The organism is Microbacterium sp. GbtcB4, assembly GCF_019091465.1.
Classification (GTDB): domain Bacteria; phylum Actinomycetota; class Actinomycetes; order Actinomycetales; family Microbacteriaceae; genus Microbacterium; species Microbacterium paraoxydans.
The window spans coordinates 25117-46038 of sequence record NZ_JAGXJJ010000013.1 but is presented as its reverse complement, the minus strand read 5'-3'; the positions used below and the strand labels follow the sequence as shown (position 1 = coordinate 46038).

Sequence of the window (20922 nt, the reverse complement as noted above, 5' to 3'; positions counted from 1 at the left end):
GACCAAATCCACCACCGGCGCGGGGGGGGGAATGGTAGACGCGCTAGCTTGAGGTGCTAGTGCCCGATAGGGCGTGGGGGTCCAAGTCCCCCCCCGCGCACAGAGAGCGAAGGCCCCGGATCCACGGATCCGGGGCCTTCGTCGTTCCCGCTGCGGTCGCGGTGATCCGGTGCGGGCCCGCGGGAGGCGGGACCGCACCGCCCTCACACCGCGCCGACCCCGAAGAGCAGACCCAGCGCGTAGGTCACCGCCGCCGCGCCGAAGCCGATCGCGAGCTGCCGAAGGGCCCGCCGGAGCGGCGGTCCTCCGGAGAGCACGCCGACCATCGCACCGGTGCTGAGCAGCGCGACGCCGACGAGCACGAGCGCGAGCACGATCGCCGCGGTGCCCTCCATGCCGAAGATCCAGGGCAGGACGGGGATGATCGCGCCGGAGGCGAAGAGGAGGAAGCTGGAGATGGCCGCCGTCCAGTCGCTGCCGACGACCTCGTGCGCGTCCCCGCCCTGGACGGCCACCGGCCCCGTGGCTGCCCGGCGGACGCCCTCCTGGGCGGCCTGCACGATGCGGCGGGCCCTGGCGAGGGATTCACCGTGGTCCATGCCGCGGGCGCGGTACACGAGCGCGAGCTCGTTCTCGTCGATGTCGAGGTCGGCCGCTGCCGCCGCGGCGTCCTCGTTCGCCTCGGTGGCGGTAAGGAGTTCCCGCTGTGATCGCACCGACACGAACTCCCCGGCTCCCATGGACAGCGCGCCCGCGAGGAGACCCGCGATACCGCTGAACAGCACGAAGCCGGAGCTCACGCCGGTGGCGCCGATCCCGAGTACCAGGGCGAGGTTGCTGACGAGGCCGTCGTTCGCCCCGAAGACGGCCGCGCGGAAGGAGCCCGAGAGGCGCCGACGGCCCCGCGCGGCGAGGCCGCGGACGACCTCGTGGTGGACCTTCTCGTCGGCGCGCATGGCCGGGGTGGCCCAGCGCTCGGCGTCGTACGGGGAGCGGGCCTCGGCACTCTGGGCGAGGGCGAGGACGAAGATCGAGCCGAAGCGCCCGGCCATCCACCCCAGGAAGCGGGAACGGATTCCCGCCCGCGGCAGGCGCGTCGGTTCGCCGCCCAGAAGGTCGAGCCAGTGCTTCTCGTGCCGGCGCTCGGCCTCGGCGAGCCCGAGCAGGATCGCCCGCTCCTCCCCCGACCGGCGGGCCGCGAGGCGCTGATAGACGGCGCCCTCGGCGCGCTCCTCGACGAGATAGCGAGCCCAGCGCCGTCGATCGGCGGCCGTGGAATCGGCTGCGGCAGGGGCTGTCATGGAACCTCCAGGTGTCACGGTGCCCGGCGTCCGGGCAACCGTTCCACGCTATCCGCGGGGTGTCGCGAAGGCCGCGTCCTGGCCCGGATTGCCAGCATTTCGGGGATCCGAAGCGGCGCCGAAACCGCCCTCAGGAGCGGACGCGTTTACGCAGTACCTCGATGCGGGACTGCAGCTGCGTCACGGTCGCCTGCGCCACCGCCGGGCCGCCGCAGATACGACGGAGTTCGGCGTGGACGGCACCGTGCGGCTGGCCCGACTGCCGCGCGTAGAGGCCCACCAGGCTGTTCAGGAGCTGGCGCTGCTCGCGCAGGGTTCGGTGCAGCGGTGCGGGCAGCGTCGTGGTCTGCGTCGGCTCGGCCTGGGCCTCCCGGACCTCGCGATGCCGGGACTGGCGGGCCTGCCGCTGCATGAGGAGCTCGTGCACGTGCTCGGGTTCGAGCAGGCCGGGGAAGCCGATGAACTCCTCCTCCTCGGGCGTGTTCGGCTCGGCGAGCTGACCGAACTCCTTGCCGTCGAACACCATGCGGTCGAAGTGCGCGACGGAGGAGATCGCCTGGTAGCTGAACTCCTGGGTCAGGGCGTCGGAGGCCTCGTCCTCGCGGTTCGCGCTCTCCAGCAGCGAGTCGTCGAGGCCATCGTCGTCCTTGGACTGCCGGTCGAGCGCGTGGTCGCGCTGCTTCTCCATCTCGTTCGCGAGCTTCATCAGCACGGGGACGTGCGGGAGGAAGACGCTCGCCGCCTCTCCGCGACGGCGGGCGCGCACGAAGCGGCCGATCGCCTGGGCGAAGAACAGCGGGGTGGACGACGACGTCGCGTAGACGCCGACGGCGAGCCGCGGCACGTCGACGCCCTCCGACACCATGCGCACCGCGACCATCCACCGGGCGGTGCCCTCGGAGAACTTCTCGATCCGCTCGGACGCGGTGGCGTCATCGGAGAGCACGATCGTCGGCTGCTCGCGCGTGATGCTGTGCAGGATCTTGGCGTAGGCCCGGGCGACGGTCTGATCCGTGGCCAGCACGAGTCCGCCGGCGTCGGGGATGTGGTGCCGGATCTCGGTGAGGCGGCGGTCGGCGGCGGAGAGCACGGCCGGCATCCAGTCGCCCTCGGGGTCGAGGGCCGTGCGCCACGCCTGCGACGTGACGTCCTTCGTGTTGTCCTGCCCGAGGTGGGTCTCGAGCTCGTCCCCGGCGCTCGTACGCCAGCGCATCTTCCCCGCGTACATGTGGAAGAGCACGGGACGGACGACGCCGTCCGCGAGAGCGCGGCCGTAGCCGTAGGCGTAATCGGTGCTGGAGACCCGCGCCCCCGTCTCGTCCGGGAGGTACTCCACGAACGGGATCGGCGCCGTATCGCTCCGGAACGGGGTCCCGGAGAGCAGCAGTCGGCGCTTCGCCGGCCCGTAGGCATCCCGGATCGCGTCGCCCCAGCTCAGGGCGTCGCCGCCGTGGTGCACCTCATCGAGGATGACCAGGGTCTTCGCGTCCTCGGTGAGGTGGCGATGCACCGACGACTTCGCGGCGACCTGGGCATACGTCACCACGACCCCGTGATAGTGCCGTGCCGGAGCCCAGTCGCTGTTGCGGAAGCGCGGGTCGAGACGGATGTGCACGCGCGCGGCGGCATCGGCCCACTGCGTCTTCAGGTGCTCCGTGGGGGCCACGACGATGACGCGGTTCACCTCCCCCATGCGCATGAGCTCGACCGCGAGGGTGAGCGCGAACGTGGTCTTGCCGGCGCCCGGTGTGGCGGCCACGAGGAAGTCACGCTGGTCGGCCTGGAAGTACGCGTCCAGAGCCTCCTGCTGCCATGCCCGCAGCTTGTTCGCCGTTCCCCACGGGGCGCGCTGAGGGAAGGACGGAGAGAGCATCGACTCCACGATAATCGCTCCCACCGACACCGGGGCATCCGCCGCGACGCCGCGCGCGTCCCCCCTCCTGAACGCCGGCACGGGTAGGCTCGGTCACTGCGCGGCGGTCACCATCGTGCGCGCACGCCTTCGCGAAGGAGAGCCGGATGAGCGATCAGGAATCGACCAGGACCCCGTACGTCGCGAACGAGACCCCGCACCCCTGGCGCCGGTTCGTCGCGATCGGCGACTCGTTCACCGAGGGCATCGGAGACCCGGACCCGGCGGCCCCCGGGGGTCACCGCGGCTGGGCCGATCGCGTCGCCGAGGTGCTCGCCCAGCAGGTCGACGATTTCGCCTATGCCAACCTCGCCGTCCGAGGGAAGCTCATCGCGCAGATCGTCGCCGATCAGGTGGAGCCCGCCGTCGCGCTGCACCCCGACCTCATCTCGATCTGCGCCGGCGGCAACGACGTCATCCGTCCCGGCACCGACCCGGATGCCATCGCCGCTCAGCTCGAAGACGCGGTGGCGCGCCTGTCGTCCACCGGTGCCGCGGTGATCCTCTTCACCGGCATTGACACGGGGTTCACGCCGGTCTTCCGTCCCTTCCGCGGCAAGGTCGCGATCTACAACGAGAACGTCCGCGCGATCGCGGAGCGGCACGACTGCATCGTCGCGGACCAGTGGGCGCTGAAGGTCGTGCAGGACGCCCGCTTCTTCGACGACGACCGCCTCCACTACAACGCGCTCGGCCACCACGAGGTCGCGCGGATGGTGCTCCGCGCCCTCAACGTGCCGAACGACCTCGAGGCCATGCAGCCCGAGCCCCTGCCCCTGCGCACGTGGCGCGCCGCCCGCGGCGAGGACCTCGGCTGGGCGAGGGAGCACCTCGTGCCCTGGGTGCTCCGTCGTCTCCGTCACCAGTCCTCCGGCGACCACATCGCGGCGAAGCGTCCCGAGCCCTCACCGGTCATCCTCCCTGGCAAGGAGTGACGCGCACTCTCACTCCACGGGAGCGAGTGCCCACAGCGCCACGGCGGCGGCCGAGGCGACATTGAGCGAATCCACGCCGCCGGCCATCGGGATCGTCACCACCGTGTCCGCACTGTCGAGGGCGGTCCGCGTCAGACCGTCTCCCTCCGCGCCGAAGAGCAGCGCCACCCTCTCCGGCCGCTGTGCCGCATACAGCCGGAGATCCACGGCTGTGTCGCTGAGTGCGAGGGCGGCGATGTCGAAGCCCTGCTCACGAAGATCCGAGACCGCCGAGGACCACTCGTCGATCCGGGTCCAGGGCACCTGGAACACCGTGCCCATGCTCACCCGGACGCTGCGACGGTAGAGCGGGTCGGCGCAGCGCGCCGACACCAGCACCGCATCCGCCCCCAACCCGGCGGCGGCACGGAAGGCCGCACCGACGTTGGTGTGATCGCCGAGGTCCTCCAGAACCAGTACCAGCCGTGCGTCGCGCACCACGTCCGCGACCGGCGCCAGAGCCGGGCGGTGCATCGCGGCGAGGGCCCCTCGGTGCACCTGATAGCCGGTGACCTGTTCCGCGACCTCGTCCGGGACCACGAGCACCGGGACGACGCGGTCCCCCAGGATGCGCCGTACCTCGTCGACGCGCCGGGCCGAGACCAGCACCGATCGGGGTTCGTGCCCAGCGGCCAGCGCACGCTCGATCACCTTGGCGGTCTCGGCGATGTAGAGTCCCTCCGCGGGCTCGCGGACGGCGCGGAGGGCGCTGTCGGTGAGGCTGCGGTAGTCGTCCAGCCGCGGGTCGTCGATGTCGGTCACATGCTCGAGGTCCACCGCTCCACTCTGCCATCCCGGTTCTCGCCCACCCCACGCCCCGTAGACTCGAGCGAGGAGGTCCTGTGAGCGTGACGAACACCGCCGAGCCGTCGGCCGAACTCTCCCACGCCGCCGACCTGCTGCGCGGCAAGCGGATCGCCCTCCTCACCGGCGCCGGCATCTCGACCGACTCGGGCATCCCCGCCTACCGCGGCGAGGGGGCGCGCACCCGTAGCGATCCCATGACGATCCAGACCTACCTCGGCGACGAGGCGGCGCGGCGTCGCTACTGGGTCGGCGGGCACCTCGGGTGGCGCGCCTTCGCCCAGGCCGCCCCGAATCCCGGCCACCGAGCCCTCGCGGAGATGGAGTCCAGAGGCGTGGTCTCGGGCGTCATCACGCAGAACGTCGACGGCCTGCACCTCCGCGCGGGCAGCTCGCACGTCATCGAGGTGCACGGGACCATGCGCCGCGTGCTCTGCCTGCACTGCGGCCAGGTGTTCGACCGTCGCGACATCGCCGTGCAGATCGAGGAGCGCAATCCCTGGATCACGGTTCCGGAGAACGTGGCGCTGGCCCCGGACGGCGACGTGCTCCCGGAGAGCACCGAGGGCTTCGTGATCCCGAGCTGCACCGTGTGCGAGGGCATGCTCAAGCCCGACGTGGTGTTCTTCGGAGAGTACGTGCCGCAGGACCGCTTCCGTGCCGCGGAGTCGTTGCTGCGCTCCAGCGATGCGCTCATCGTGGCCGGCTCCTCTCTCGTCGTGAACTCCGGCGTGCGGCTCGTGAACCGTGCGCGTCGGCGTGGCATCCCCCTGATCATCGTCAATCGCGAGCCGACCCGCGCGGACGCCTGGGCCGATGTCACCATCGCCGCCGGCACCAGCGACGTGCTCCCCGCCCTGCAGGAGATGCTCTCGTGACCTATCTCACCCTCATCCGCCACGGTCAGACCGACTGGAACCTCGCCCGCCGCATCCAGGGGTCGACCGACATCCCTCTGAACGAGACGGGGCGCGAGGACGCACGGTGGGCGGCGGAGAAGCTCGCCGGCACGACGCACCATGCCGTCTACACGAGCCCGCTCGTGCGGGCGAGCGAGACCGCCGGCATCATCGCGGAGCGTCTGGGCCTGGAGATCGCGGGCGTGGTCCCCGACATCCGGGAGCGGGAGTTCGGCGACGGGGAGGGCATGCTCGTCCCCGACTACATCTCGACCTACGGCGACTGGCACGCCGAGGTCCCGGGGGCGGAGTCGCTGCACGAGGTCGGCGTCCGCGCCATCGCCGCGCTGCACCGCATCGCGCGCGACGCCCGGCGGAGGTCGGCGCCGCAGGCGGAGTCGGTGCTCGTGGTGACCCACGGCGGCGTCATCCGCGCCGTCATCGACCACGTCTCCGGCGGCACGCTCCCCCGGAACGGCGAGGTGCTGCGCAACGGCTCCGCGCACCGGTTCGTCGCGGCACTCGGCTACCTCCGGCTGCTCGAGGAGACGCCCGTCCTCTGACGGGACGGTCAGCCGGCGCGGGAGACCACGGCGCGCGCGTGGCGCCGGACGGGCTCGTCCACCATGCGCCCCTGGAAGCGGAACACACCGCGTTCCTGCGCCGCAGCGGCGAGGACCTCGCGCGCCCATGCCACGGTCTCGGCGTCCGGGGCATACGCCGCCCGGATCACCGCGACCTGACTCGGATGGATGCATGCCGTCGCCCGGAACCCGGACGCCGCCGCATCCTCCGCCTCCCGCTCGAGCCCCGCGGTGTCGCCGATGTCGACGTGCACCGCGTCGATCGCCGCCTTGCCGTGCGCACCGGCCTCCAGGAGCACCCGGGAACGGGCGTAGCGCGCGATGTCACGGTAGCGACCCTCCGCGTTGCGGGACGAGGTGCCGCCGAGGGAGGCCACCAGATCCTCCGCGCCCCACATCAGTCCGGCGACCGCCGGGTGCGCGGCGATCTCGGGCGCCGCATGGATCCCGCGCGCCGTCTCGCACAGGGCGAGGAGCGAGTAGTCCGCGTCGAAGGCGTCCACGCTCTCCGCGCTCTCCGTCTTCGCCACCATAACGGTCCGGAACGGCGAGCGAGCCAACGCCTCGAGGTCGTCCGCGAAGGCCGCGGAGTCCGGGGCGTTCACCCGCACGATGACGCGCGCGGGGTCGAGGTCCGCGGCGACGATGTTCTCGCGGGCCTCGCTCTTCGCCTCCGGCAGCACGGCGTCCTCCAGGTCGAGGATCACGGCATCCGCCCGTTCCTGGGCCTTCGCGAAGCGCTCCGGGCGGTCCGCCGGGCAGAACAGCAGGGCAGGGCCGAGGTCAAAGGTCATGCGGCGTCCTCCTTTGGCCGGCAGCGCACCAGCACCGTGCGGACGGCGGTCGCGACCACGGTGCCGTCCTGATTGCGTCCGGTGTGCGCGATCTGCACGATGCCCCGACCGGGGCGGGACGACGAGAGCCGCTTGTCGACGACGACGCTCTCGGTCGTGAGCGTGTCCCCGGCGAACAGCGGATGCGGGAAGGCGATGTCGCCGAGGCCGAGCTGCGCCACCAGCGTCCCCTGTGTCAGCTGGGCGACGGAGGAGCCCACCATCGTCGACAGCGTCCACATGGAGTTCATGAGGCGCGCGTGGAAGGGCTCCTGGGCATCGGCGAACGCGGCGTCCAGATGCAGCGCCTGGGTGTTCATCGTCAGCGTCGTGAAGAGGACGTTGTCCGCTTCCGTGGCCGTGCGACCGGGGCGGTGCACGTACCGGACGTCGGTCTCGAACTCCTCGTAGTACAGGCCGCGCTGCACAATCTCGCGCATGGTCATGCCTCCACGCTACCGGGCGAGCCCGAGCGCCCTGGCGATCACGAGGAGCTGGACCTCCGTGGTCCCCTCGCCGATCTCGAGGATCTTGGAGTCACGGTAGTGGCGCGCCACCGGGAACTCGTTCATGAACCCGTTGCCGCCGAAGATCTGCGTCGCGTCACGGGCGTTGTCCATCGCGGCCTCGCCCGCGACGAGCTTCGCGATCGCCGCCTGCTCGGCGAACGCCTCTCCGGCGTCACGGAGGCGTGCGGCGTGGTGCCAGGCGAGCCGCGCGGTGTGCACGCGCGCCCGCATCCGTGCCAGCGTGAACTGGGCGTTCTGCCGCGTGCTGAGGGCGCTGCCGAAGATGGTGCGGCTCTTGGCGTACTCGACCGCCGCCTCCAGGCACCCCTCCGCGGCGCCGGTCGACAGAGCGGCGATCGCGATGCGGCCCTCGTCCAGGATGCTGAGGAAGTTGCGGAACCCGCTCCCCCGCTCGCCAAGGAGATTGTCCGCCGGCACCCGCGCTCCGTCGAACGTCAGCGGATGGGTGTCCGACGCGTTCCACCCCACCTTGTCGTAGGGCGGTTCGACGGTGAATCCCGGAGTTCCGTTCGGGACGATGATCGTCGAGATCTCCTTGCGCCCCTCGCTCTGGCCGGTGACCGCGGTGACCGTCACGAACCGGGTGATCGGAGTGCCCGAGTTGGTGATGAACTGCTTGGAGCCGTCGATCACCCACTCGTCGCCGTCGAGCCGCGCCGTCGTCCGCGTCGCCCCCGCATCGCTTCCCGCCTCGGGCTCGGTGAGCCCGAACCCGGCCAGGGCGCGTCCGGCGAGGAGATCCGGCAGCAGCTCGCGCTTCTGCTCCTCGGTGCCGAAGCGGAAGACGGGCATGGCTCCGAGGCTCACCCCCGCCTCCAGGGTGATCGCGATCGACTGATCGACGCGCCCCAGGGCTTCGATCGCGAGGCCCAGCGCCATGTAGTCGCCGCCCTGCCCGCCGTACTCCTCGGGGAAAGGCAGTCCGAAGAGGCCGAGCTCGCCCATCTGCCGCACGACCTCCATGGAGAGCGTGTGCGTGCGATCCGCCTCGTACGACTGCGGCGCGACGACCGTGTCCGCGAACTCGCGTACCATCGCGGCGAGCTCGCGCTCCTCCTCGGTGAGATCGTGCATCATCGGTCCTCCTCCGTCATCGTCACGCGGGCGACCGGTTGGTCGCGCCGCACCTGGTCGCCGACCGCGACCAGCAGCCGCACCACGCCGTCGTGCGGCGCGAGCACGGGGTGCTCCATCTTCATCGCCTCGATCGCGACGAGAGGCGCTCCCGCCCGGACCGCCGCCCCGTCCTCGACGTGAACGGCCACGACGCCGCCGGGCATGGGCGCGCGCGCCTCTGGTTCCGAGACCCTGGCCTCGCGTTCCGCGGCGGCGAGGCGCCTGCGCATCCGGCCGCGGCGGTCCAGGGGACGCAGCCGGAGCGTCCGTCCTTCCTCGCTGACCCATATCGCGCCCTCGGCGTCGCGGGCCGCGTGCACCCGGTCGGAGCGCATCAGGGGCGGCGTCGCGCGCACGATCTCGTCGTCGTCGGTGAGCAGGGTGACGGGTTCGGGGGCGTGCGGCGCGGCCCCGAGACGCCATCCCGGAAGGCTCTGCCACAGCGGGCCGGCTCCCTCCCGCGCGGTGACCGCCTCGGGGCGGTTCTGCACCACGCCGGCGGCCGCCGCGAGCTGCGCCGCCGACGGAGGCATCGGTGCGAGCGGGAGCAGGGTCTCGATGAGGCCGGTGTCGAGGTCTCCCTCGCGCACACGGCGGTCCTGGAGCAGCCGGCGCAGGAACGCGATGTTGGTCTCCACGCCGAGCACCACGGTGCGCGCGAGAGCGTCGTCCAGGCGCTGCAGCGCCGTCTCCCTGTCTTCCGCCCACGCGATGACCTTCGCGATCATCGGGTCGTAGAACCCGCTCACCACGCTCCCGGACTCGACGGCCGCATCCACCCGGACACCCGGAGGCGCCTCGAAGAGCACCACGGTCCCCGTCGAGGGGAGGAACCCGCGTTCCGGCGACTCGGCGTACACCCGCGCCTCCACGGCATGGCCGGTCGTGCAGGGCTCGAGGTCGAGCGGCTGTCCATCGGCCATGCGCAGCTGCAGCGCGACGAGGTCGAGTCCGGTGACCTCCTCGGTCACCGGATGCTCCACCTGCAGCCGGGTGTTCATCTCGATGAAGAAGACGTCTTCCGGGGCGTCCGCGTCGACGAGAAACTCCACGGTGCCGGCCCCGACGTAGGCGACGCTCTCCGCTGCCCGCACCGCCGCTGCGAGCAGCCGGTCGCGGGTCGCGGACGGGATCCCGGCGGACGGCGCCTCCTCGATCACCTTCTGATGACGCCGCTGGAGCGTGCACTCGCGCTCGCCGAGCGCCACGACGGTGCCGTGGACGTCGCCGAACACCTGCACCTCGATGTGTCGCGGTCGGCGGATGAGACGCTCCAGGATGAGCGCGTCGTCGCCGAAGGCAGATGCCGCGACCCGTCGGGCGGAGCTGAGCGCGCTCGCCAGACCCGTGCTGTCGGCGACGACCTCCATGCCCTTCCCGCCCCCGCCGGCGCTCGGCTTCACGAGGAGGGGGAATCCGACCGCCTCCGCCTCCTCACGGATCTCCGCGTCGGACAGCCCGCGCGCGTCGAAGCCCGGCACCACGGGCACGCCGCTGCGGCTCACGTGCTTACGGGCTCGCGCCTTGTCGCCCATGATCTGCAGAGCCTCGACGGTGGGGCCGATGAAGACGATGCCGCTCTCCGCACACGCCTCCGCGAGCCCGACGCTCTCGGAGAGGAATCCGTAGCCGGGATGGACGGCCTCCGCTCCGGAGGCACGAGCCGCCGCGATGACGGCATCGATGTCGAGGTACGACTCCGCGGCCGGTGCCGGACCGATCCGCACGGCGGCATCCGCCTCGCGGACGTGCGGCGCGTCCGCGTCCGCGTCGCTGTAGACCGCGATGCTGCGGATGCCGAGGTCGCGGAGGGTCCGGATGATCCGGCGCGCGATCTCCCCGCGGTTCGCGACGAGGACCGAGGAGAACGAGAGGGAAGGCGAGTGCGACATGGGGCTCACATCCGGAAGACGCCGAAGCGCGGCTCGGGCAGGGGGCTGCGGGCGACGACGTCCAGAGCGAGGCCCAGGAGGTCGCGGGTCTGCTCCGGGTCGACGATGCCGTCGTCCCACAGCCGCGCGGTCGCGTAGTACGGCTCGCCCTGTTCCTCGTACTGCGCCCGGATCGGCTCCTCGAACGCCGCCCGCTCCTCCGCGGTCCACGACTCGCCGCGCGCCGACAGCTGGTCGTCCTTCACGGTGGCGAGCACCGAGGCGGCCTGTGCTCCGCCCATGACCGAGATCCGACTCGCCGGCCAGGTCCACAGGAACCGCGGAGAGTACGCACGTCCGCACATCGAGTAGTTGCCCGCTCCGAAGGAGCCGCCGATGATGACGGTCAGCTTCGGGACGCGGGTGGTCGCGACGGCCGTGACCATCTTCGCCCCGTCCTTCGCGATGCCACCGGCTTCCGCGTCAGACCCGACCATGAAGCCGGTGATGTTCTGCAGGAAGAGCAGCGGGATGCCGCGCTGATCGCAGAGCTCGATGAAATGCGCACCCTTGAGCGCCGACTCGCTGAACAGGACGCCGTTGTTCGCGACGATGCCGACGTGGTGGCCGTGCAGCCGCGCGAAGCCCGTCACCAGGGTGGTGCCGTATTCGGCCTTGAACTCGTGGAAGGTGTCGCCGTCGACGAGGCGCGCGATGACCTCGCGCACGTCGTAGGAGGCGTTGACGTCCACCGGAACGACGTCATACAGGGAGCCGGCCTCCGCCGGGGCACGACTCTCCCCGACGTCCCAGGCCGGGGCGAGCGGCGGCGGCAGCGTGGCGACGATGTCGCGGAGGATCTCCAGGGCGTGCTCGTCGTCGTCGGCCAGGTGATCCACGACGCCGCTGCGACGGGCGTGCAGCTCCCCTCCCCCGAGCTCCTCCGCCGTGACCACCTCGCCGATCGCCGCCTTCACCAGCGGCGGCCCGCCCAGGAAGATCGTGCCCTGTCCACGGACGATGACGGTCTCGTCGCTCATCGCCGGAACGTAGGCGCCTCCGGCCGTGCACGAGCCGAGGACCGCCGCGAGCTGCGGGATGCCCTGCGCGGACAGCCGCGCCTGGTTGAAGAAGATCCGTCCGAAGTGCTCCCGATCCGGGAACACCTCATCCTGGCGAGGAAGGAAGGCGCCACCCGAGTCGACGAGGTAGAGGCAGGGCAAGCGGTTCTCGAGGGCGATCTCCTGCGCCCGCAGATGCTTCTTCACGGTGAGCGGATAGTAGGTCCCGCCCTTCACGGTGGCGTCGTTGCAGACCACCATCACGTGCCGGCCGTGGACCAGGCCGATACCCGCGATGACACCGGCCCCGGGTGCCTCGCCGCCGTACAGGCCGTCGGCCGCGAGCGGCGCGACCTCGAGGAACGGACTGTCCTCATCGAGGAGGCGCGCCACCCTGTCGCGCGGCAGCAGCTTGCCGCGGGCGACGTGGCGCTCACGGGAGGCGGACGGCCCGCCCTGCGCTGCCGCGGCGAGACGGTCGCGGAGCTGCTGGGCGAGCGCTTCCTGGGTTGCCGGCATCGTGACGTCCTCCTCGACCCACGTCGCGCCGGGCGGGAACCTGGCGCGCTGCATGCATTCTCGGTTAGTGTTCACTAACCCGTCGATTCAGGTTAGCGAGGATTAACTGAGATGACAAGCCCCGCCACCGCCCGCGACCGCGCCAAGGCGGAACGCTCCGACGCGCTTCTGCACGCCGCGGCACGGCTCTTCGCCGCGCGCGGGTACAGCGGCGTGAGCCTGGAGGACATCGGCGCCGCCGTCGGCGTGTCCGGCCCCGCGGTGTACCGCCACTTCGCCGGGAAGCAGGCCCTTCTCGGCGCGGTCCTGGTCAAGGTCAGTCAGGATCTCGTCGCGGGCGGACGACGCGTGTCCGCGGAGACGACGGCAGCCGACGAGCGGATGCGCGGACTCATCCGCTTCCATGTCGAGTTCGCGCTGGGCAACGCCGAGGTGATCCAGGTGCAGGACCGCGACCTCGCCTTCCTCGACGACGACGACCGCGCCGAGGTCCGTCGCCTGCAGCGCGCCTACATCGAGCTCTGGATGGATGCGCTCGCCGCCCTCGATCGTCCGGAGCCCATCGACCGCGACGAACTGCGGCTGCGCGTGCAGGCGTGCTTCGGTCTCATCAACTCGACCCCGCACAGCACCCGCGCCGCGACGAGAAGACACACGGCCACCGCGACCGTGCTGGTCGCGATGGCCGAGGCCGCGCTGCGCGCCGCTAGCTGAGCAGCATCGCCCGCCCCGGATCCTCGAGGATGTCCGCCACGTCCTTGAGGAACGTCGCGCCCTCGGCCCCGTCCACGAGGCGGTGGTCGAAGGACAGGCTCAGGGTCATGAGCTGACGCAGCGCGATCTCCCCGCGGTACTCCCACGGCTGCCGACGCACGGCGCCGACCGCGAGGATGCCGGACTGCCCCGGCGGGAGGATCGGCGTTCCGGCGTCCACCCCGAACACCCCGATGTTCGACAGTGAGAACGTACCTCCGGCGAGTTCGGCCGGCGAGGTCTTCCCCGCACGCGCGGTCTCCGCGAGCGCACGGATCGCTGCGGACAGCTCCACCAGATTCATCCGCTCCGCGTCCCGGATCATCGGCACGATGAGACCACGGTCGGTCGCGGCGGCGATGCCCAGGTCGACGAAGCCGTACTCGACGATCTCCCCGGACTCCTCATCCCATCGCGCGTTCAGGCCCGGAGCACGGCGCAGGGCGAGGCAGACCGCCTTCGCGACGACGGCGAGCGGGCCGATCCGGTGCTCCGCGAGCGCTCGGTCCTCGCGGAGGCGTGCCAGCATCTCCATGGTCGCGGTCACATCGACCGTGTGGAACACCGTGACGTGCGGGGCGGTGAAGGCGCTCTGTACCATCGCCGCCGCCGTGTGCTTGCGGACCCCGCGGATCGGGATGCGCGTCTCCCGCGGCCTCCCCTCCGCGCGCGGGAGGATTCCGGAGGCCGCGGTGGTCTCGCGCTCAGACGTCCCCGCGGGCCGTGACGGCTCCGCTCCGACGCGCTCGGCGTAGGCATCCACATCCGCTCTCGTGATCACACGGTCCCCGACGGCGGCGGCGACGAGGACGAGGTCGACGCCCTGTCGTTTGGCGTAGGCGCGCACTGGAGGGGTGGACCGTGGTCGCTCCAGAACGGGCTCGACCGCGACCGATGGCGTCGCATCGTGCGGTGCCGCCTCGAGAACGGCCGTGTCGGCCACCGAGGCCACGTCGGCAGCAGCGCCTCGGCGTCGCGCCCGGCGCGCGGGGCGCCCGCTCGAGGTCGGGGCGGCGCCGTAGCCCACGAGGTTCGGCTGCGCCTTCTCCGCGGAGGACTCCTGCTCGCCACCGGACGGCGCCGCCGGAGGGTCGTCGCCCTCGATGTCGAAGGCGATCAGCGGCGCTCCCACGGCGACGGTCTCTCCCGCGTCCGCGTGGAGGGTCGAGACCGTGCCCTCGTATGGCGACGGCAGCTCGACGACCGCTTTGGCGGTCTCGACCTCCGCGAGGGTCTGGTTCAGCGCGACGCTGTCGCCGGGCGCGACGAGCCATTGCACGACCTCGGCCTCGGTGAGACCTTCGCCGAGGTCCGGAAGACGGAATTCGGCGATCATGCGTCAGCTCCCGTCAGGCTGTGCGGGCGATCCATCACGCGGTCGACCGCATCGAGGATCCGGTCGAGGTCCGGAAGGTGGTACTTCTCGAGCTTGGCCGGCGGGTACGGCACGTCGTGGCCGGTGACCCGCAGCGGGGCGGACTCCAGGTACTCGAAGCAGCGTTCGGTCACGCTCGCGATGACTTCCGCGGCGAGTCCGGCTTCCCGGGAGGCCTCATGCGCCACGACCACACGCCCGGTCTTCCGCACCGAGGCGGCGACGGAGTCGTAGTCCACCGGCGAGAGCGACCGCAGATCGATCACTTCCAGGGCGATGCCCTCGTCTTCCGCGGCCTCCGCCGCCTGCAGGGCGGTGCTCACCATGGCCCCGTATGTGAGGACGGTGACGTCGGTGCCCGGGCGTACCACCCGCGCGAGTCCCATCGGCGGCGCGTCCGCGAGCGGGGCTTCGAGGTCGACCTCGCCCTTGTGGTGATAGAGCCGCTTGGGCTCGAAGAACACGACGGGGTCGTCCGACGCGATCGCCTGCCGGAGGCTCCGATAGGCATCCTCCGGGTTCGAGACGGCGACGACCCGCAGGCCGGCGGTGTGCGCGAAGTACGCCTCCGGAGACTCGGAGTGATGCTCCGCGGCACCGATGCCACCGGCCCAGGGGATCCGAATGGTGATCGGCATCTTCACACGCCCCTGGGTGCGGTAGTGCAGCTTCGCGACCTGGGAGACGATCTGGTCGAAGGCCGGGTAGACGAACCCGTCGAACTGGATCTCGACGACCGGGCGGTAGCCGCGGAACGCGAGGCCGACGGCCGTGCCGACGATCCCGGACTCCGCGAGAGGCGTGTCGATGACCCTGGCTGCCCCGAACTCGTCGAGGAGGCCGTCCGTGATCCGGAAGACGCCGCCGAGCTTGCCGATGTCCTCCCCCAGGAGCACGACCTTCTCGTCGTCGCGCATCGCCTGGCGGAGACCGGCGCCGAGCGCCTTGCCGAGAGTGAGCTCCGTCATGGTCACGCCTCGCCCTCGAACGACGCGAGATAGGCGGCGTACTCGTCGCGCTGCCGCTCCAGCCCCGTGTGCGGCTCGGCGTAGACGCCGTCGAAGACCGCCAGGGGCGGACGCGTGACCATGCCGAGGCAGGTCGCCCGCATCTCCTTGGCGACGGCGTCCGCAGCCGCCTGCGTCTCGGCGACGTGCTCCGCGGTGAGGTCGCCGGTGGCGCGGAGGTACGCCTCGATGCGCGCGATGGGGTCGCGGCGCCGCCACGACTCCAGCTCGGCCTCGTCCCGGTACCTGGTGGGGTCGTCCGCGGTGGTGTGCGGACCCATCCGGTAGGTCACCGCCTCGATGTAGGCCGGCCCCTTCCCGGAGCGCGCGTGCTCCAGCGCCCAGCGCATCGCCGCCAGGCACGCGAGGACGTCGTTGCCGTCCACGCGGAGGCTCGGGATCCCGAATCCGGGGGCGCGTCCCGCGATCGGGTACTGCGACTGCACCGCGACCGGCTCGGAGATGGCCCAGTGGTTGTTCTGGCAGACGAACACGACCGGCGCCTGGTAGGACGCGGCGAAGATCATCGCTTCGTTCACGTCCCCCTGACTGGTGGCCCCGTCTCCGAAGTAGGTCACGGCGACCTCCGGCGCGTTCTCGTGCCGGATGCCGAGGGCGTAGCCGACCGCGTGCAGGGTCTGGGCGCCGATGATGATCTGCAGCGGAGCGACCCGCAGGGCGGCGGGATCGTAGGCCGCCCCCTCCTCGCCGCGCCACATGCGCACGTAGTCGCCGGGCTCGGCGCCCCGGGCGTAGATCACGCCGGTCTCGCGGTAGCTCGGGAAGACGTAGTCCTGCGGATCGAGGGCCCGGGCGGTGCCGATCTGCGTGGCCTCCTGTCCCTGGCAGGGTGCCCAGAGCCCGAGCTGACCCTGGCGCTGCAGTGCGACGCCCTCAGCGTCGATGCGGTGGAGGATGACCATGTCGCGATGGAGGGCGCGCAGCTGCGCGGCGTCGACATCGGCGACGAACGGGTCGAGGCGGGCGTTCGCGACGCGCGTCCCGTCCGGAGCGAGGATCCGCTCCGAGAGCTCCAGATCCTGGGCGGTGTCCGCGATGGGGGTGGTCTGCGGCGACATCATCGTCCTCCTCGTCCCTGGCGGCCCTCGTGGGGCGACGCACAATGGAGCCGGCGTCATCACCGGCATGGTCTGAGGGTACGTCCGGTCAACACCTCGCTCAAGCAACTGAACGCCGATTGAGCATGTTGCTCATTTTTCTCCAATGACGTGCTGCTAGGGTTTGGCACTATGCCTGGACTGGACCGGATCGACCTGGAGCTTCTCGCCGCGCTCGCCGACGACCCGCGCGTGACGATCGTCGCTCTCGCCGAACGCATGAGCCTGTCGCGCAACACCATTCAGGCGCGGATGGCCCGGCTGGAGCAGAGTGGCGTCTTCCTCTCCTACGAGCGCGCCTTCTCCCCCGACATCCTCGGGTTCCCGCTGCAGGCGTTCGTCAGCATCGGCGTCCGCCAGACCGAGCTCCCCCGCATCATCAACGAGCTGGCGCGCATCCCGGAGGTCGTCCAGGCGCACGGTCTGAGCGGCTCCATCGACCTGCTGGCGCGCGTGGCGTGCCGCGACGCCCGTCATCTGTTCGACACGGACGCCCGGATCCTCTCCATCGAGGGTGTGGAGCGGACCGAGACCTCGCTCGCCATGGGTGAGGTGATCCCGTTCCGGGTGGCCGGGCTCATCGGCCTCGCGCGACGGGAATCCTGAGGAACCGACGGATCGCCCCGGCTGCTTCCGCCGGGGTCTCGTAGTGGATCAGGTGACCCACCTGGGCGATCTCGACGAGAGACGCGTCGGGGAAGAGCGTCACCAGCTTCCGTTCCGCCTCGATCGGGGTGATGTCGTCGCGCTGTGCGGCGATCAAGAGTGTGAGGACGTCGATCGCGGGGGCGAACTCCCTGACGTCGTGCGAGACGCTCGCGACGAAGGCGTCGTGCAGCACGTCGCGATCGGAGAATCGCGAGAAGTAGGTGTCGTGCTGGTCGTGGATGAAGCGGCGCAGCTCCGGATCCCGCGTCTTCGCCATGGTCATGCTCATCACGCGGACGATCACCCGGTTCCGCAGGAGCGCGGTCCCGATACGCGACGGGAGCTTGGCGCCGAGCGCGTAGTAGAGCACCGCCAGCCGGGTCATGATCCCCTTCGGCCCCTCGAGCGCCGGTGCGCCGATGGGGTTCACGAGGATCAGCCGCGGCGTCTCCAGTCCTCCGGCCACGGCGGCCGCGCTCACGATGGAGCCGAAGGAATGGCCGAGGATGACGGCACCCGGCGCCGTGGCCGCGGCGAAGTCGGTCAACCACCCCGCGTACTCCTGCAGGTCGTGGCGCCGACCGGGCAGCGGCGCGGACTCCCCGAACCCGGGCAGATCGGGCGCGAGCACGCGGAGCTCCGGAAGGAAGGCGAGGACCGACTCGAGGCCGTGGTGCTCGCCTCGGAAGCCGTGAACCGCGATGACGGTCGTCTCGGCGTCCTCCGGACCGTAGATCCAGTACGCCGTCGTTCCGCCGCGCACCTCCACCTCTTGGCGCTGCACCGGAATCCGGCTCAATCGCTCCGCATACGGAGAAGGCACACTCATGGTCCGAGTCTAAGAGGACTCGGCACTCCCGCCTTCCCAGCGGATACCCCCGGGGCGTCCCCACCGTCTTGTCAGTGGCGTGCGTTAGTGTCCAAGAAGCCCCGGCCGCCCGGACGAGGCCCAGCAAGGAGTGTCGGTGCAGTTCACGTCCACGGACATCGAGCAGGTGGAGTCCACCTGGCAGCAGTTCGTGCCCTCGGCGACCCTCCAGGACGTGGACCCCCGCCGGTTCCGCTTCGACTGGCGCTCGGTGGAGGCGGCGTCCATGTCGCTCGTCCGCTATCAGCTCGCGGCCCAGGTGCACTCCCGTGCCGAGCCGGAGGATCAGCTATTGGTGTGTCGGGTCGATGCCGCCGATGCCCGGATCTGGTCGGGCCGGCAAGGGCTCGACGCGGGTCAGCCATGGCTCACGGACGGCGTCCGGGTCGAGGCGAAGTGGAACCAGGTCGCCCGCGTCCGTGCTCTCGTGTTCGATCGCGCGGCGGCCCGCGACTCGATCAGGCAGATCACCGGCGACGACCGCCTCGAGCTCCGCGCCACCGGGCTCGCTCCGCACACACGCGAGGACGGAGCGCGGTGGGAGCGGATGTTCTCCTACATCGACGGTTCGTTCGGAGCGGACGGGACCGACCCGCTCATCGCCGCCGAACTCGAGCGCCACGCCCTCCTGCTGACGATGTCGGCGTTCCCCACCACCTTCAGCGAGTCGCTGCACCGTCCGGCCCAACGCTCCGCGGCACCCGCCTCGGTGCGCCGCGCCCTCGCCTTCATCGAGGACAACGCACACCTGCCCATCACGGTGGACGACGTCGCGGCGGCGGCCTACATGTCCACCCGGGGTCTGCAATATGCCTTCCGCCGCGCGCTCGACATGACCCCGAACGAAGCCCTGCGGCGCGCCCGGCTCGACGGCGCGCATCGGGATCTGCGACACGGCAAGGGCACATCGGTGTCCGCGATCGCGCGCCGGTGGGGCTTCAGCAACGTCTCCCGGTTCGCCGTGGCGTATCGCGAGGCGTACGGGAATCCGCCCGTCCTGACCGCACTGTGACGGCCGACTGACACCGCGCGCATACTCTGTTCGCACCAGACGGCGCGTCGCCCTGATGCGCACGATGTCGTGCGCAAATTGGCTACAGTCCAAGTATCCCCGGGAGCGGTCTGCCGTCTTCCCCCAACGTTCCCAAGGAGCGCCATGAACATTCCCGCAGCCCCCGCCGCGAAGGTCGGCTGACGATGGGCAGCCTGTACTACGGCGACACCCAGACGCCGATCCAGATCGAAGACCGGGCGCTCGCGCACCTCAAGGTCGTCATCGCCACGAAGCTGCGGCGGAACGAGAGCTTCACGCTCTCCTGGCGTCACCCGGAGGGCGACGCTCCCGGCCGGTCCACGCTGTGGCTGCACCCGTCGATCCCGCTCCGGTTCGTCTTCGACGAGGCCGAGACGCCCGAGCTGAGCCGTCGCTGGATCGAGGAACTCGCGCACTCGGCGAACTCGAGCGGGGGCATCACCCTCGTCGAGGAACATCTCGAAGGCGCTGACGTCGTCTGACGAGAAGGGCCGCGGGTTCTCCCGCGGCCCTTCTCCATTCCGTCTGCGTCCGTTCAGAGCCCGTCGTCGGAACTCGAGCTGACGGACCGTCGGGTCGTGGGCTCCCCGGTCGCCGGGTCGACGTACGTCCGCGACACCGTCTCCGTTCGGCGCCGGCGGGCGAGCAGCACGATGCCGATCAGGAAGATGATCACGCCGGCACCCATGAGGATGTAGCCGACGATGTCCAGGTCGACCCACGGCACGTCGACGTTGATCGCGAACACGAGGATCGCTCCGATGACGAAGAGCGCGATTCCGCTGCCGATGCTCATAGTCTCTCCCGTTTCCGCGGCGCGTTGCCGCTCTCGGGGAGCCTGTCAGCTCTCCGCGGCCCCGAGGAGGGGCTTGACACGGCCGCCCTCAGAGCTTTCGGCACATGCTCACGCGGCACCGGACTTCGGCTGACGAGCCCAGCGATCCGGGCCGAAGACCTCGTACTCGATGCGCTCCGGCGCGATGCCGCGTGCCATCAGGGTGCCTCGAATCGCCTGCATGAACGGCAGCGGCCCGCACAGGAACACCCGCGCCGTCTGCGGGAGTTCGATGTCGGCCAGGTCCATCCGGCCGGAGCGCACCGCCGGGCCCTCCGCTTCACTCGCCGAGTACCAGGTCAGGGTGCGGACGTCGCTCAATCGCTGCGAACGGTCGCGCACGTCGGCGACGAGAGCATGGGTCTCCGGCTCCCGGTCCACGTGGAACAGGTGCACCGGCCGCTCGGGACGCCGCTGCGCGAGATCGTCCACGATCGCCGCCACCGGCGTGATGCCGATTCCGGCCGAGATCAGGACCAGCGCGTCGTCAGAATCGTCGAGGAGCAGATCCCCGGAGGGCTGGGAGACGTCGAGCACCGTCCCCACGTGGGCGTTCTCGTGCAGCCAGCTGGAGACCTGACCGTCCGGTACGCCCTCCGAGCCACGCACGCGCTTCACTGTGACGCGCAGCGCCGCACTGCCGGTCGCGGAAGAGATCGTGTATTGGCGGGGCTGACGGGTGCCGTCCGGGAGGTCGACCGCCACGGCAACGTACTGCCCGGTGCGATGGGGCAATCGGTGACCATCGACCGGCTCCAGCACGAAGGAGATCACGTCGCGTGCCTCCTCCACCCGTTCCACGACGCGGTGCGGCCGCCACGGGTGGTCCGGATCCGTGCCCGCCTCCGCATAGAGGCGGGCCTCCTCCGCGATGAGAGAGC

General features: G+C 71.0%; 21 protein-coding genes and 1 tRNA gene. 8 read left to right on the top strand and 14 right to left on the bottom strand.

Annotated elements, in window-relative coordinates:
* The first annotated feature begins 17 nt into the window (after positions 1–17).
* Positions 18–100, top strand: a tRNA-Leu gene (locus KVS71_RS16780).
* A 103-nt stretch (positions 101–203) separates the two neighbouring features.
* Here the strand turns inward: KVS71_RS16780 and KVS71_RS16775 are convergent.
* The gene (locus tag KVS71_RS16775; RefSeq protein ID WP_217585079.1) at positions 204–1301 is read right to left on the bottom strand and encodes a VIT1/CCC1 family protein; all 1098 of its coding nucleotides are present in this window, start codon (positions 1299–1301) and stop codon (positions 204–206) included.
* A gap of 130 nt (positions 1302–1431) precedes the next feature.
* Positions 1432–3174, bottom strand: coding sequence for a DEAD/DEAH box helicase (locus KVS71_RS16770; RefSeq protein ID WP_136052804.1), 1743 nt, complete (start codon positions 3172–3174; stop codon positions 1432–1434).
* Between the two features lie 146 nt (positions 3175–3320).
* Here KVS71_RS16770 and KVS71_RS16765 point away from each other — a divergent pair, with 146 nt between their 5' ends.
* Positions 3321–4148, top strand: a complete 828-nt coding sequence (locus KVS71_RS16765) for an SGNH/GDSL hydrolase family protein (protein ID WP_060922605.1) — start codon at positions 3321–3323, stop codon at positions 4146–4148.
* Positions 4149–4157: 9 nt separating this feature from the next.
* Here KVS71_RS16765 and KVS71_RS16760 read toward each other — a convergent pair whose 3' ends face one another.
* On the bottom strand, positions 4158–4964 hold the full coding sequence (locus tag KVS71_RS16760; protein ID WP_217585078.1) for an RNA methyltransferase: 807 nt from the start codon (positions 4962–4964) through the stop codon (positions 4158–4160).
* Positions 4965–5029: 65 nt separating this feature from the next.
* Here KVS71_RS16760 and KVS71_RS16755 point away from each other — a divergent pair, with 65 nt between their 5' ends.
* Positions 5030–5869 (top strand): Sir2 family NAD-dependent protein deacetylase, encoded by an 840-nt coding sequence (locus KVS71_RS16755; protein WP_217585077.1) that lies wholly within the window; start codon positions 5030–5032, stop codon positions 5867–5869.
* Positions 5866–6453 (top strand): histidine phosphatase family protein, encoded by a 588-nt coding sequence (locus KVS71_RS16750; protein ID WP_217585076.1) that lies wholly within the window; start codon positions 5866–5868, stop codon positions 6451–6453. Before KVS71_RS16755 ends, KVS71_RS16750 begins: the two co-directional genes overlap by 4 nt.
* 8 nt (positions 6454–6461) lie before the next feature.
* Here the strand turns inward: KVS71_RS16750 and KVS71_RS16745 are convergent, their stop codons facing one another.
* From KVS71_RS16745 to KVS71_RS16725, 5 genes are read right to left on the bottom strand one after another with little or no spacing between them, the layout of a single operon-like run.
* A complete protein-coding gene (locus tag KVS71_RS16745) occupies positions 6462–7268 on the bottom strand; it encodes a CoA ester lyase (protein WP_217585075.1) in 807 nt (268 codons plus the stop codon).
* Positions 7265–7753 carry a MaoC family dehydratase gene (locus KVS71_RS16740; protein WP_217585074.1) on the bottom strand — a complete coding sequence of 163 codons (489 nt, stop codon included), beginning with the start codon at positions 7751–7753 and terminating at the stop codon, positions 7265–7267. The genes KVS71_RS16745 and KVS71_RS16740 overlap by 4 nt, the downstream gene beginning before the upstream one ends.
* Before the next feature lie 9 nt (positions 7754–7762).
* On the bottom strand, positions 7763–8911 hold the full coding sequence (locus KVS71_RS16735; RefSeq protein WP_060922614.1) for an acyl-CoA dehydrogenase family protein: 1149 nt from the start codon (positions 8909–8911) through the stop codon (positions 7763–7765).
* Positions 8911–10845, bottom strand: coding sequence for a biotin carboxylase N-terminal domain-containing protein (locus tag KVS71_RS16730; RefSeq protein WP_217585073.1), 1935 nt, complete (start codon positions 10843–10845; stop codon positions 8911–8913). Before KVS71_RS16730 ends, KVS71_RS16735 begins: the two co-directional genes overlap by 1 nt.
* A gap of 5 nt (positions 10846–10850) precedes the next feature.
* Positions 10851–12404, bottom strand: coding sequence for a carboxyl transferase domain-containing protein (locus tag KVS71_RS16725; RefSeq protein WP_254635887.1), 1554 nt, complete (start codon positions 12402–12404; stop codon positions 10851–10853).
* A 111-nt stretch (positions 12405–12515) separates the two neighbouring features.
* On the opposite strand from KVS71_RS16725, the gene KVS71_RS16720 reads away from it, so the two are divergent.
* Positions 12516–13118 (top strand): TetR/AcrR family transcriptional regulator, encoded by a 603-nt coding sequence (locus tag KVS71_RS16720; RefSeq protein ID WP_217585071.1) that lies wholly within the window; start codon positions 12516–12518, stop codon positions 13116–13118.
* Here the strand turns inward: KVS71_RS16720 and KVS71_RS16715 are convergent.
* The 3 genes from KVS71_RS16715 to pdhA are packed head-to-tail and all read right to left on the bottom strand — an operon-like array spanning position 13111 to position 16618.
* Positions 13111–14493 (bottom strand): dihydrolipoamide acetyltransferase family protein, encoded by a 1383-nt coding sequence (locus KVS71_RS16715; RefSeq protein WP_217585070.1) that lies wholly within the window; start codon positions 14491–14493, stop codon positions 13111–13113. The two genes, KVS71_RS16720 and KVS71_RS16715, sit on opposite strands and share 8 nt — an antisense overlap.
* Complete coding sequence (locus KVS71_RS16710) at positions 14490–15500, bottom strand: alpha-ketoacid dehydrogenase subunit beta (protein ID WP_105949812.1); 1011 nt, start codon at positions 15498–15500, stop codon at positions 14490–14492. The genes KVS71_RS16715 and KVS71_RS16710 overlap by 4 nt, the downstream gene beginning before the upstream one ends.
* Positions 15501–15502: 2 nt before the next feature.
* The gene (pdhA, locus tag KVS71_RS16705) at positions 15503–16618 is read right to left on the bottom strand and encodes a pyruvate dehydrogenase (acetyl-transferring) E1 component subunit alpha (RefSeq protein ID WP_217585080.1); all 1116 of its coding nucleotides are present in this window, start codon (positions 16616–16618) and stop codon (positions 15503–15505) included.
* A gap of 171 nt (positions 16619–16789) precedes the next feature.
* On the opposite strand from pdhA, the gene KVS71_RS16700 reads away from it, so the two are divergent.
* Positions 16790–17263: an Lrp/AsnC family transcriptional regulator gene (locus tag KVS71_RS16700; RefSeq protein ID WP_217585069.1), complete on the top strand. Its 474-nt coding sequence runs from the start codon at positions 16790–16792 to the stop codon at positions 17261–17263.
* Here the strand turns inward: KVS71_RS16700 and KVS71_RS16695 are convergent.
* Complete coding sequence (locus tag KVS71_RS16695) at positions 17235–18134, bottom strand: alpha/beta fold hydrolase (RefSeq protein ID WP_217585068.1); 900 nt, start codon at positions 18132–18134, stop codon at positions 17235–17237. The two genes, KVS71_RS16700 and KVS71_RS16695, sit on opposite strands and share 29 nt — an antisense overlap.
* 136 nt (positions 18135–18270) lie before the next feature.
* On the opposite strand from KVS71_RS16695, the gene KVS71_RS20370 reads away from it, so the two are divergent.
* Positions 18271–19185 carry an AraC family transcriptional regulator gene (locus tag KVS71_RS20370; protein WP_060922010.1) on the top strand — a complete coding sequence of 305 codons (915 nt, stop codon included), beginning with the start codon at positions 18271–18273 and terminating at the stop codon, positions 19183–19185.
* A gap of 185 nt (positions 19186–19370) precedes the next feature.
* Entirely contained in the window at positions 19371–19688 is a 318-nt protein-coding gene (locus tag KVS71_RS16685) for a hypothetical protein (protein ID WP_060921991.1), read from the top strand.
* A gap of 53 nt (positions 19689–19741) precedes the next feature.
* Here the strand turns inward: KVS71_RS16685 and KVS71_RS16680 are convergent, their stop codons facing one another.
* Together KVS71_RS16680 and KVS71_RS20475 are read right to left on the bottom strand one after the other, a co-directional pair.
* Positions 19742–20002, bottom strand: coding sequence for a DUF6458 family protein (locus KVS71_RS16680; protein WP_060921992.1), 261 nt, complete (start codon positions 20000–20002; stop codon positions 19742–19744).
* Positions 20003–20110: 108 nt separating this feature from the next.
* Entirely contained in the window at positions 20111–20842 is a 732-nt protein-coding gene (locus KVS71_RS20475) for an FAD-binding oxidoreductase (protein ID WP_368874974.1), read from the bottom strand.
* Positions 20843–20922 lie beyond the last annotated feature (80 nt).